This is a genomic window from Pseudomonas sp. UBA5706, from assembly GCF_002419965.1.
GTDB lineage: Bacteria > Pseudomonadota > Gammaproteobacteria > Pseudomonadales > Pseudomonadaceae > Aquipseudomonas.
On record NZ_DIHC01000057.1, the window covers coordinates 20,818 to 33,871 of the forward strand.

8 protein-coding genes and 1 pseudogene are annotated in these 13,054 nt (G+C 57.1%); 7 read left to right on the forward strand and 2 right to left on the reverse strand.

Annotated elements, in window-relative coordinates; all coding sequences use genetic code 11:
* Positions 1 to 53: 53 nt before the first annotated feature.
* From B3I26_RS25955 to B3I26_RS25985, 7 genes and pseudogenes are all read left to right on the forward strand, one after another.
* Positions 54 to 1,460 carry an MFS transporter gene (locus tag B3I26_RS25955; RefSeq protein WP_296262095.1) on the forward strand — a complete coding sequence of 469 codons (1,407 nt, stop codon included), beginning with the start codon at positions 54 to 56 and terminating at the stop codon, positions 1,458 to 1,460.
* 46 nt (positions 1,461 to 1,506) lie between these two features.
* Positions 1,507 to 2,592, forward strand: coding sequence for a mannonate dehydratase (locus B3I26_RS25960; protein ID WP_296262097.1), 1,086 nt, complete (start codon positions 1,507 to 1,509; stop codon positions 2,590 to 2,592).
* A 149-nt stretch (positions 2,593 to 2,741) separates the two neighbouring features.
* Positions 2,742 to 4,274 (forward strand): UxaA family hydrolase, encoded by a 1,533-nt coding sequence (locus B3I26_RS25965; RefSeq protein WP_296262098.1) that lies wholly within the window; start codon positions 2,742 to 2,744, stop codon positions 4,272 to 4,274.
* Between the two features lie 207 nt (positions 4,275 to 4,481).
* Positions 4,482 to 7,424, forward strand: a complete 2,943-nt coding sequence (locus B3I26_RS25970) for a membrane-targeted effector domain-containing toxin (RefSeq protein WP_296262099.1) — start codon at positions 4,482 to 4,484, stop codon at positions 7,422 to 7,424.
* 353 nt (positions 7,425 to 7,777) lie between these two features.
* Positions 7,778 to 8,272, forward strand: a pseudogene (locus B3I26_RS25975) (Hcp family type VI secretion system effector).
* Positions 8,273 to 8,283: 11 nt separating this feature from the next.
* Positions 8,284 to 9,129: an RNase A-like domain-containing protein gene (locus B3I26_RS25980; protein ID WP_296262101.1), complete on the forward strand. Its 846-nt coding sequence runs from the start codon at positions 8,284 to 8,286 to the stop codon at positions 9,127 to 9,129.
* A 7-nt stretch (positions 9,130 to 9,136) separates the two neighbouring features.
* The gene (locus tag B3I26_RS25985) at positions 9,137 to 9,508 is read left to right on the forward strand and encodes a hypothetical protein (RefSeq protein ID WP_296262103.1); all 372 of its coding nucleotides are present in this window, start codon (positions 9,137 to 9,139) and stop codon (positions 9,506 to 9,508) included.
* A gap of 270 nt (positions 9,509 to 9,778) precedes the next feature.
* Here B3I26_RS25985 and guaA read toward each other — a convergent pair whose 3' ends face one another.
* Together guaA and guaB are read right to left on the reverse strand one after the other, a co-directional pair.
* Positions 9,779 to 11,356 (reverse strand): glutamine-hydrolyzing GMP synthase, encoded by a 1,578-nt coding sequence (guaA, locus tag B3I26_RS25990; protein WP_296262104.1) that lies wholly within the window; start codon positions 11,354 to 11,356, stop codon positions 9,779 to 9,781.
* 118 nt (positions 11,357 to 11,474) lie between these two features.
* Entirely contained in the window at positions 11,475 to 12,944 is a 1,470-nt protein-coding gene (gene guaB / locus B3I26_RS25995) for an IMP dehydrogenase (RefSeq protein ID WP_133752266.1), read from the reverse strand.
* Positions 12,945 to 13,054: the final 110 nt, after the last annotated feature.

Consider the following 13,054-nt stretch of genomic DNA (forward strand, 5'->3'; position numbering starts at 1 on the left):
CTCTCGCCCGCCAACGCCTCAGCACTCCACAACAATAACTAGACGAGGCACACATGAACAATAACGAGCGTTATGCGCTGCAGGGTCCTGCGCCCAGCCCTGCACCACTCCCCGCTGCCTCGGTCAGGGCGCAGGCGGGGGCTGCAACCGCAAGCAAAACCCGCTACCGCTTCCTGATCCTGGCAATGATCACCATTGTCCTGGCCCTGAGCACCGGCGACCGTGCGGCACTGTCGGTTGCCGGTTCGGACATGGGCAAGGAGCTGGGCATCAGCTCGGTGGAAATGGGCTACCTCTTTTCCGCGTTCAGCTGGGCTTACGTGCTGTTTCTGATTCCGTCCGGATGGCTGACCGATCGCATCGGCTCCAAGCGCTCCATGATGCTGGCCGTGGTGGTCTGGTCCTGCTTTACGGTGATGATGGGCATGGTGCACTTCATCGGCCTGGTCGTCCCGTTGCTGCTGGCGCTGCGTTTCATGCTGGGCGCTGCCGAATCGCCGGTGGGACCGGCTTCGGGCCGGATCATCGCGGCGTGGTTCCCGTCGTCCGAGCGAGGCATCGCCGGTGCGATCTTCAACAGCGCGCAATACCTCTCCCTGGCCCTCTTCACCCCCGTGATGGGTTGGCTTTGCTACAGGTACGGTTGGGAATACGTGTTCATCATCATGGGGGCGATCGGGCTGGTCATCGCCGCAGCGTGGTGGAAATTCTACTACCTGCCAGTCGATCACCCGGCAATGAACAGCGAAGAGCTTGAATACATTCGCGCCGGCGAAGGCCTGGTGGATCTGGAAAGTCTGAAAGACAAGGCGGCCAACACCGGCGGCGGCATGAAGATGCGCCAGATCGGCCAATTGTTCCGCAGCCGCATGCTGGTCGGGATTTTCCTGGCGCAGTACTGCATTACCTCGATCACTTGGTTCTTCATGACCTGGTTCCCTATCTACCTGGTCAAGGAACGCGGCTTCGATATCCTCCAGGCGGGCTTCATCTCTGCGATACCGGCGCTGTGCGGCTTGGTGGGCGGGGTCTCGAGCGGCTTCATTTCCGACCTGATTCTGAAGAAGACAGGCTCGCTGAGCCTCGCGCGTAAAACGCCGATCACCATTGGCTTGCTGCTCAGTGCCAGCATCATCCTGTGCAACTACGCCGATAGCGCGACGATGGTCGTGGCCCTGATGAGCCTGGCCTTCTTTGGCAAAGGCTTCGGCTCGATGGGCTGGACGATCGTTGCCGACACTGCGCCCAAGGAGCTGATCGGCACCACCGGGGGCGTATTCAATGCGTTTGGCAACATGGCGGGCATCGTCACTCCCGTGGTCATCGGCTACATCTTGCAAACCACCGGTTCGTTCGACGGCGCACTGCTCTATGTCGGCGCCCATGGCCTGGTGGCAGTGGCCAGCTACTGCCTGATCGTCGGCAAGATTCAACGTTTCAAGCTACAGCCCAAGGCCTGAGTCAGGCTTGGCTTTTACGTCTAACAACGCTTAAGAGGCATCAACCATGAAGATGATTTTTCGCTGGCACGGGCCCAAAGATCCAATCAGCCTGCAGTACATCAATCAGATTCCGGGACTGTACGGCATCGTTTCTTCTCTTTACGACACGCCGCTGGGAGAAGTCTGGACGCAGGACCAAATTGGCGCGCTGCGTGATGCTGCGTCAGGCTACGGACTGAAAATGGATGTGGTGGACAGCTTTCGAGTGCATGAGGACATCAAGCTTGGCAAACCCACTCGCGAAGCACTCATCCCGAATTACATAGAAACGCTGAAAAACCTCGCCGCCAGCGGCATCAAGATCGTCTGCTACAACTTCATGCCGGTGTTCGACTGGACGCGCACGCAAATGGAGTACGCACTGCCGGACGGCTCGAATACGCTGTCATTCGAGGCCTCGCTGGTCGATCGGCTGGATGTGTCCAAGGGCGTGATTCCGCTGCCCGGCATCGGCACGAAATACCCCGCGGAAAAACTGCAGGCGCTGCTGCAGGAATACGAGAACGTAAGCACCGAGCAGATGTGGCGCAACCTTGAATGGTTTCTCGCCAAACTGGTTCCGGTCGCCGAGCAACTGGGCCTCAAGCTGGCCTTGCATGCGGACGATCCACCCCGCTCGGTATTTGGCCTGCCGCGCATCATCAAAAACATCGAAGATCACCGCAGGGTGCTGAACATCATTGATTCGCCGGCCAACGGGTTGACCCTGTGCAGCGGCACGCTGGGTTCGGATCTGAACAACGATGTGCCGTCTTTCATCAATGAGTTCGCCGCTCGCCAACGCGTGCATTACGTGCACCTGCGCAATGTCAAAGTATTCGAGAACGGTGACTTCTATGAAAGCGCCCATCCTACGCAATGCGGTTCGCTGGATATGGCGGAAATCCTTAAAGCGCTGCACGACGCGCAGTTCACAGGCTATGCGCGCCCCGACCATGGCCGGATGATCTGGGGAGAAACGGGCGTGCCGGGCTACGGACTTTACGATCGAGCGCTGGGGATCATGTACCTGCAGGGCTTGTGGGAAGGCATTGGCAAGGAAAAGGCCAAGGCGGTCATACGCCAACAGGGATCAAAAGCGGTTGCGTGACTCAGGCCTAACTGACGGTGCTGGCCGCGGGTGCCCGCACCTGACTGCTCGTTCAGGGACATGCGAGCAGCGCAGGCGGGGCCGAAACAGACCGCCGGCTCAGTAATGACCGGACCTTCAGAACTCATTATAAAAGCAGGACCCAAGCCATGACTTCCCGTGAAATCAGCCCTGTCATCCGCCTCGACCCCGCCGACAACGTGGTCGTGGCACGCGTTGAAATCAGCGCCGGGACCGCCGTACCCAGCGAACACCTGACGACCCTGCAGAACGTTCCCGTGGGTCATAAAATCGCTGCGCGCCTGATCGAGAAAGGCCAGCCAGTGCTCAAGTACAACACCGTCATCGGCTACGCCAGCGACGACCTCCCGGCTGGCACCTGGATGCACAGCCATAACATTGCATTCGGTGAAACCGCCCGCGACTATCGCTACGCTCAGGATTACGTACCTACCGACCTGCTGCCGGCCGAACAGCGTGCGACCTTTCAGGGCATTGTCCGCGCCGACGGCCGCGTCGCCACGCGCAATTACCTGGGCGTTTTCGTGGTGGGTAACTGCGGCGCCACCGTCGCCCGCAAGATCGCTAATCACTTCGATGAAGAGCGCCTTGCCGCATACCCGAACATCGACGGCGTGGTGCCCTTCGTCCACGAGATCGGTTGCGGCATGGAGATGACCGGCGAGCCGATGAACCTGCTGCGCCGGACCATCGGCGGGCACGTCAAACACGCCAATACCGCAGGCGGCCTGCTGATCGCGCTGGGCTGCGAACGCAACAACATTTATGGCTTCATCGAGCAGGAACAACTGGCGCTGGGCGACATGCTCAAGTCATTGGTGATTCAGGATGTCGGCGGCGTGAAAAGCGCGGTCGAGCAAGGCATCAGGATGATCGAAGCCATGCTGCCTCAAGCCAATGCCGTTCAACGTGAAACGGTGTCGGCCGAACACTTGATCGTCGGCATGCAGTGCGGAGGTTCGGATGGGTTTTCCGGGTTGTCGGCAAACCCGGCGCTGGGCGCGGCGGTCGACATTCTGGTGCGCCACGGTGGCACCGCGATCCTTTCCGAGACCTCGGAAATCTTTGGCGTCGAACACACGCTCACGGCGCGCGCCGCGACCCCGGAAATCGGCCGCAAACTGATCGAACGCATCGAGTGGTGGCTGGAATACAACCGCGGCCGCGACACGCAGATCAACGGTCGAGTGAGCCCCGGCAATAACGCTGGGGGCTTGGCCAACGTGCTAGAAAAATCCCTGGGCGGCGCCAAGAAAGGCGGCAATGCTCCGCTGATGGAAGTCTACGAATACGCTTACCCGGTTAACACCCATGGGCTGGTGTTCATGGACACCCCTGGCTACGACCCGGTGTCGGCTACGGGTCAGATCGCAGGCGGCGCCAATATGATTGCCTTTACCACCGGGCGTGGGTCCTGCTTCGGTTCGGTACCGGCGCCGACCTTCAAACTGGCGAGCAACTCGCCAATGTTCACTCGCATGAGCGATGACATGGACATCAACTGCGGCCAGATCATCGACGGCGACAAAACCATTGGCCAAATGGGTCAGGAGATCTTCGAACGCCTGCTGGCGCACGCCTCTGGCGACAAGACCAAAAGCGAGTTGAATGGACTGGGCGAGGACGAATTCTGCCCTTGGCAAATCGGCGTGCTTGCCTGAGTGACGCCCCACTACCCTGCCGCGCACCGCCGCGGCAGGGAGCTGACCCAATATCGCTGCGAACGCGCGGAACGCCCCCTATGCGAGGGCGAATGCGGTTCCTGAATAGGGAGCAAAACAAGCAGGCACCGGGTGCGGTACATATTTAGTACCCATTAAGTCAGGCAAATCGGGAACCTCAAGGCTCATTTATCAAGGACGACGAAGATGCCTTCCCTCATTGCCAACACTTTGGATCTCAATGCCGATCGAACATCGCTCGAAGCCATCAGCAAGAAGCTGGTCGCGAACTGCCCCGACATGCGGGAAATGGCGCGGGCTGCCGCGTCCGAACTCCTGCGCAAGCACTGCATCGACCACCTGGAACCTGACGCCGTCTACTGGCATCGCTTCGATGTCGCTGACAGCAGTGCTTTTACCTTTAGCGGTTGGCGGCACCTGGCCAAACCGATTTCATCGCTGACCTTGCCGCAGCTGGTCATGCATCGCTTTAACGCAGCCGACCAAGAGCAGGCCGACACCCTGCAGGTGATGAGCGGTTTCTACACAGCAGGACCCGACGCCGAGGTTTTCGATGAATCCAACCAGGTGTGCCTGCTACCCAAAGATGCGATGGACGCCTTTTGGGCCCTGGACTTCAAACGCCAATTCACTTTCAAGATGAACACCTTTTGGCAGAACCGTGCGCACGATTTCAGAACCCTGGCCAAGGCCAGCTTCATCGCCAGGGCCGTGGAGGATCATCGCAGCGGCGCCCTGGACACCGAGCAATTTGGCACACTCATGGCCGCCGTAGGCGTGGATCCGGGCAAACCAATCACCTTGGCCATGCTGCAATCCGAAGTACCGCTGGGGGTTGGGATACGTGTCGCAAAGCTAGACATCGCCGGGTATGAATCCAGTGACCTCCTGCGAATCGTCGAAGACAGCGGTCGGCAATTTCTTTATGTGCCCGGGGAGGTCAACGCGTTCCACGTCTTCGATACCCCTGACGCACTGCAGTGGTGGCTGATGAATCACTGCAACGAGGTCCACAATCGGGCGCAATTAATGTCGCACTTTCCGCTATCCGTGCATGCACAGGGCGATCAGCAGATCGGCTTGAATCATGCGTTGGACCTGATGTTCAGCAACTGGGGCACGCATGCTCAATCGGTCATCAATCGGGACGACCGCTCGGTCAGCGGCGATCCATTCACACACCTGCGCGATGCCGCCCGAGCGCGCATGAAGGCCGACGCCGAATTTGCCCTGTACTCGAACAACGAGATGCGCAGGCAGATGTGGATCGGTTACTTGCAAGCCTTCGGACAAACCTTTGGCGCCCTGGCGGCATTGGACTGGCCTATTGCTTTGGCGGCGGTGGGCGCAGGCTTGGTCGACGTTGGCTTGAACGTCGATGAAGCGATACACGGGCACACCACAGCGGATCGCAAAAGTGGCGTGATTGGCGCCATCCTCAGTGGCATCGATGTACTGTTCAACGCGGCCTTCCTGGCACAAGGCGCAACGCCTGAACTTGCCGACATTGCGCCTGAAGGTGAGTCGATCGCAGCAGTACCGGATGTCGAGATTGAAGCGCCGAGCGCGCCCTCTTCCGCGCAGCCGCAACCTGCGATGGCAAATCCGACAGACACTGATGAATTAGCCGACCTGCTGAAACCCTTCGAGACCAATGAAGTGCTTGAGGACTATCCCCAGCCGCCGACCAGCGGCCGGATGCGTAATGTCTATCAGACAGACCACGACACGACGCTTATCTCGATCGAAGGCATCGGCTATCAGGTGCGCTATGTCAATGAACTGAACAGCTGGGTCATCGTCGATCCACAGAATCCTTTCTCGTTTCACCGCAACCTGCCCGTGCGTTTGAACGCTGCGGGAAACTGGGAACCTGTCCAGCAGGGCCTGCGCGGCGGCGGTGGCGCATTACGCACGTTATCGGCGAGAACGGATTCAGTAGGGCCTATCCTCGCGGCCCCGCCAAGCCCCTATGACCTGCCTCAGAGGCTGCGAGAACCCTTGCGCGCGCGGGTAGAAAACCCCAGCAACAGGCCGTTTGAAGGGAATTACATGTCGCTGGACCCCAATGATCCCATCCAGGATTTTTTCGCTATGCGTCGTCGCCTGGCCAGCGATACGGACGCTTTTTATGCACACTTGCAACTCCCCGAGCGCCCGCCGATACCCGTCATCGCGTCTGAATCAACGCCAAAAGTCGCCCTCAAGCAATTTTATGAAACCGCGCCCGGACTGGTAATCGGCGAGAGTCACAACTGCGTCGCAAGCAAACAATTCTTGATCGACAACATGGGGCAGCTGGCCAAACAAAAGGTCAGGACGCTGTACATGGAGCACCTGCTGACCGATCTGCATCAGGCGGACCTGGACACCTTCGCTAGGACCGGCGCGATGCCCGCCAAGCTGGAAGCGTACCTGGAGCAATTGGACTGGGGTCACCTAACCGACTCGACCGGTCGCTATACTTTCCTCAATCTGGTCAAAACGGCCAACAGACACCGCCTCAACATACGCGCCATCGACTGCATGAGCAGTTACAGATTCTCAGGGCTGCCCGACCGCGACAGGACAGTGCGCCTCAAGCTCATGAACTATTTCGCACATACGGTCATCAACGCCGATCAAGCCGCTTTGGGCCGTGGGCGGTGGGTCGCGCTGGTAGGCAACGCACACGCCAATACGTATCGTCAGGTCGCAGGAGTTGCTGAAATCGAGGGGGTCGTCGGGCTGCGCATCGTCGACGTCAACCCAGGCGAAGCGACCGGTTACGACGTCGATCCCGGTGCAAATGTGAACGACGCAATGGGCAGGCCCGTCGGCAGCGTCAAAAGTGATTTGAGGCTACGTATGGCGGTCAAAGGGCGTAGAGCCCACTTTGTCGAAGCCCCTAATCTGGTCCATGACCGCCTGCCCCATTCAGGCGAGTTCGCCATCATGCGAACAGGTGATACTGCCGAGCTCGTCCACCGCAGCCGAGACGGACTTCTCCACTGCACACCCATCAAGCAAGACGGCACGCAGCTCTATATCCAGCGCCCGGAATGGCCAGCAGTGAGCGGACGCCGCTATGGCGCACTCGCCGAACTGACCGCCGCCTTAAAGCTGACAGGCTTGAGACAGAGCATCTGAAACAACAAAGCCGGATGCGTCCATCGAGGGCGCATCCGGCTCTGTGGGGGAATTGCGGAAGTTCTGGAAGAGGCTTTAGCGGGGTATGGAGATCATTCCCACTCTATTATCAACAGTAGATCAAATCACATTTAAATCAACTACTTATAAATCAATCAAATTCGGACACCATAAAATATACCATCCAGTGTATGACTGATGCTCGCATGTCTCCAAATCAGAAACGCCTGTCGATTGGCAAGGCTCATGATCACCTCTCAACGTCCGACAGCCAAGCACATGTCGGACTGGCAATTCGAGCTGAAATTCAGTTAGTGTTCTGACCTAAATTTCTGAAAAGCAGGGAGCTAAGCATGTCATTTGATGCATTTATGAAGGTTGATGGGGTTGAGGGCGAGTCGCTGGACGATGGGCACAAAGGTTAGATTGAGCTGCTTTCCTATCACTACGACGCCGTGCAGTCGATCAGTCAGACAGCAAGCTCCAGTGGTTGCGCTTCCGCTGGAGGTGTTTCCCTCGGGGATTTTCAGATCAGCAAGAACATTGACCGCGCCACCCCTAAGCTATTTGAGCTTTGCTGCAGAGGCTCACATATCAAGACCGTGACGATTCGAGTCCATCGTGCAGGAACTGAAAAATTCAAGTATTTGGATATCGTGCTTGAAGAGGTGCTGATCGCATTGGTCAGCGGACAGGGCGCAGAACAATCCGGCTTCCCTGTCGAAGTCGTGACCCTGAATTACGGGCGCATTAAATTCGAATATTCACAGCAGCGGCGTGCCGATGGTGGGAGTGCGGGCATCGTTTCTGGTGGTTGGGACAGGACCGCTAACAAACCATTTGCGTAAGGAAACGCATGATGTCTGACGATGGAAGCTTTCGCGTAGTCCTCAATTTTGCTCAGATGGCTGCAATACTCACGCACGAGTCACTGACACCCGCTGAGATTATGTCCAATCGTATATTTGGAAGCCTTCGGCTTGTCGGCGGAATTATCGAGCTTGCAGGTTCAGGTGTGCTATGTGCGTTACCTGAGCCAACGATGATTTCAAAAGTCGGGTGCGTTGCAATGGGGGTTCACGCTTCTGATCAACTTTCAGCTGCCTCTACGCAGATTGTGACAGGCCAGCAAACTGACTCATATGCATTCAAAGCTGGAGCGACGGCGGCCGAAGCTTTAGGTGCCTCTCGAGCAACAGGCCAGGTTATTGGGTTAGCTACCGAATTCGTAGTGCCTTTAACTACTGCATCTATGTACAACGCTTTTCGAGTTTCCTCGGTACGTGCTGGCAGGATGAGCATTGCTGTAAGTGAAATGCCTCTCCACGCACCCAGAAAAGGAATTGGTGGTCACACTTTAAGAGACCATTATCAAAAAAATATCTCAGACTTGCAAAAACGATTACGTAAAGTAAGAACCGCTCAGGCAATGACAACATTTGAAAATATGGAAATAGCCGAATGGGCGATCAGCCAGGCATTGAAGACTAACAAGCTGAAAATCATAATGTTTTCTAAAATAAAATTCTTGCGCACAAAAAATCGACTGACGCTAGTGAGCGAGCTAAATACCGACATTGGCTGGGGCATTATGAGGTCCGCGCAAACGACACCTGTAAGAATGACTAAAGTGAGAGTTGTCATTGAATTTGCTGAATTTAATCACATGCCAGCTTATATTGTCACAGCGTTTCCAATTTCTTGAGGTGTCCATGCGTGGCTACATGCAACTGATTGATTTTATGCGTGAACTAGGTGATGGAATTCTTGATCATCTGCCTGAAGAACAAAGAATAGGGATTCTCGACACTGAAAAAATAGTTGAGAATTGGATGTTGCGGAAGTCTTATCTCCAGGCCCTTTCTTTGAAAAAAGATATTACTACCTATGCTGACCTGTATAAAACAGGTGACTACGCCGTTGATGAGATTTTGGCAGACTATGATTTATGCTTCATCCCTGAGAGGTTTGGTGTTGAAGAACATATTTTTCTTACTAGCGTCCTCGGCTTGATTGATTTTCATATTGAGAAAAAGAGAAAAACTTTCTTTATTAAGTGCTTTGGCTGGCTAGGCTACAAATAGAGATTCTGCGTGTACAAATGATACTCACGACTACATAAATCATGAGAGCGGGCAGGAAAGAGTATTTAATACTGGCAACTCAGTTCCTGACTGACATCTCCAGGCGTAGCACTCTCGATACCATGCCGGCATTGCTAATGCCGGTTATGGTATCGAGGCACTTGTGCTGATGCCAACCATCCGCGCCATGAAAAACGCCATTGATGACACAGTAAAAGTCACTATCTATACTTATTTTTTACAACTAAATCAGATAGTTGCGAATACCCCCTACTCCCACTCAATCGTCGCCGGCGGCTTGCTCGACACGTCGTACGTCACGCGGGAGATGCCTTCGATTTCGTTGATGATGCGGCCGCTGACGGTTTCCAGCAGTTCGTAAGGCAGGTGTGCCCAACGTGCGGTCATGAAGTCGATGGTTTCAACGGCGCGCAGGGCGACGACCCAGGCGTAACGACGACCATCGCCTACGACGCCTACCGACTTCACGGGTTGGAACACCACGAACGCCTGGCTGACCTTGTGGTACCAGTCGGCTTTGCGCAGTTCTTCGATGAAGATGTGGTCGGCGCGACGCAGCAGGTCGGCGTACTCTTTCTTCACTTCGCCAAGGATGCGAACACCCAGGCCCGGACCCGGGAATGGATGACGGTAGACCATGTCGTACGGCAGGCCCAGTTCCAGGCCCAGGCGACGGACTTCGTCCTTGAACAGTTCGCGCAGCGGCTCGACCAGTTTCAGGTTCATCTCTTCCGGCAGGCCGCCCACGTTGTGGTGCGACTTGATCACGTGAGCCTTGCCGCTTTTGGCGCCAGCGGACTCGATCACGTCCGGGTAGATAGTGCCCTGTGCCAGGTACTTGATGTTGTGCAGCTTGTTCGATTCGGCATCAAAGACGTCGATGAACGTGCGGCCGATGATCTTGCGCTTCTTCTCAGGGTCGCTTTCGCCCGCCAGATTGTCGAGGAACTGCGCTTCGGCATTGGCGCGGATCACCTTGACGCCCATGTTCTCGGCGAACATGGCCATTACTTGCTCGCCTTCGTGCAAACGCAGCAGACCGTTATCGACGAAGACACAGGTCAGCTGGTCGCCGATGGCCTTGTGCAGAAGGGCAGCAACCACGGAAGAGTCAACACCGCCGGACAGACCCAGCAGCACGTTATCGGTGCCGACCTGAGCGCGGACCTGAGCGATGGCGTCCTCGGCGATCTTCGACGCAGTCCACAACGCTTCACAGTCGCAGATGTCGAGGATGAAGCGCGACAGGATGCGACCGCCCTGCTTGGTGTGGGTCACTTCCGGGTGGAACTGCACGCCGTAATAGCCACGAGTGTCGTCGGCCATACCGGCAATCGGACAGCTTGGAGTGCTGGCCAGCACATGAAACTCTGCAGGCAATTTGGTGACCTTGTCACCGTGGCTCATCCATACGTCGAGGCCGAACAGGCCGTCCGCATCGATGTGGTCTTCGATGCCATCGAGCAGGCGGCTTTTGCCGACGACGTCGACTCGGGCGTAACCAAACTCGCGCAGCTCGGAGCCTTCAACTTTGCCGCCGAGTTGTTCAGCCATGGTCTGCATGCCGTAGCAGATACCGAAAACCGGGACGCCCAGGTCGAATACGGCTTGCGGGCAGCGCGGGCTGTCGGCTTCGTGCACGGACTCGGGGCCGCCGGCGAGGATGACGCCTTTTGGCGCGAATTCGCGAATCGCTTCGTCGTCCATGTCGAAGGGGTGCAGCTCGCAATACACACCGATTTCACGCACGCGGCGGGCGATCAGTTGGGTGTACTGGGAACCGAAGTCCAGGATAAGGATGCGGTGGGCGTGAATATCGAGGGCCATGGAAAACTCTCTGGAGCAGCTGCGAGCGTCAAGCTGCAAGCTGAAAGATTAGCGATATCTGAGCGGTAGCTGCATTGTGCAACTACCGCTTGAAGCTTGAAGCTCGTAGACGAAGGCTTTAGCCGACCCGGTAGTTCGGCGCTTCCTTGGTGATCTGCACGTCATGCACATGGGACTCGGCCATGCCGGCGCCAGTGATGCGTACGAATTCAGGCTTGGTGCGCATTTCCTGAATGTGGGCGCTGCCGGTATAGCCCATGGAAGAACGCAGGCCACCCATCAACTGGTGAATGATGGCGGCCAGCGAGCCTTTGTAGGCAACGCGACCTTCGATACCTTCCGGTACCAGCTTCTCGGCGCCTTCGGACGAATCCTGGAAGTAGCGGTCCGAGGAGCCTTGCGCCTGGGACATCGCACCCAGCGAGCCCATGCCGCGATAAGCTTTGTACGAACGACCCTGGAACAGTTCGATTTCGCCCGGCGCCTCTTCAGTACCGGCAAACATCGAGCCCATCATCACGCAATAGGCACCGGCCACGATGGCCTTGGACAGGTCACCGGAGAATCGGATGCCGCCGTCGGCAATCAGGGGAACGTCGGTGCCTTCCAGCGCCGAGGCGACGTTGGCGATGGCGCTGATTTGCGGCACGCCGACGCCTGCAACGATACGGGTGGTACAGATCGAGCCAGGGCCGATACCGACCTTGACGCCGTCAGCGCCGGCTTCGACCAATGCACGAGCGGCCGCGCCGGTGGCGATGTTGCCGCCGATGACCTGCACGTCGGGGAAGTTCTGCTTGACCCAGCGAACGCGATCGATCACACCTTTGGAGTGACCGTGAGCGGTATCGACGACGATAACGTCGACGCCTGCAGCGACCAGTGCGCTGACGCGCTCGCCGGTATCTTTACCAGTGCCCACCGCAGCGCCGACACGCAGGCGACCTTGGTCGTCCTTGCTGGCCAGCGGGTAGGCCTTGGATTTCTCGATGTCCTTGACGGTCATCATGCCCTTGAGCGCGAACTTGTCGTCGACGATCAGGACTTTTTCCAGGCGATGCTTGTGCAATAGCTCGCGGACTTCGTACTTGTCGGCGCCTTCGCGAACGGTGACCAGACGCTCTTTGGGCGTCATCACTTCACGCACGGGCACATCCAGACGGTTTTCGAAGCGAACGTCGCGGGAGGTCACGATGCCGACGAGTTCACCGTCGTGCAGGACCGGAACGCCGGAAATGTTGTGTTGACGGGTCAGTTCGAACAGGTCCCGAACCGTGGCGTCGGCCTCGATGGTGATCGGGTCCTTGACCACACCCGCTTCGAACTTCTTGACCTTGCGCACTTCGGCAGCCTGCTGCTCGACGGTCATGTTCTTGTGGATAATGCCGATGCCGCCTTCCTGAGCCATGGCAATGGCCAGACGGGCTTCAGTGACGGTGTCCATAGCGGCGGAAACGAGGGGGATGTTCAGTTCGATGCCACGGGTCAATCGGGTTTTCAGACTGACTTCGTTGGGAAGCACCTCGGAATAACCGGGCACAAGGAGAATGTCGTCGAATGTAAGGGCTTCTTGGCTGATACGCAGCATCGCTGGGCTCCCGAGCGGGAAAATGGAAGCGCGCCATTATACCCAGACAGGTCTCCTTGCTCAATGTAAAGATCAGGCTATTTGCGCACCACCATGATCGACTCGATTGA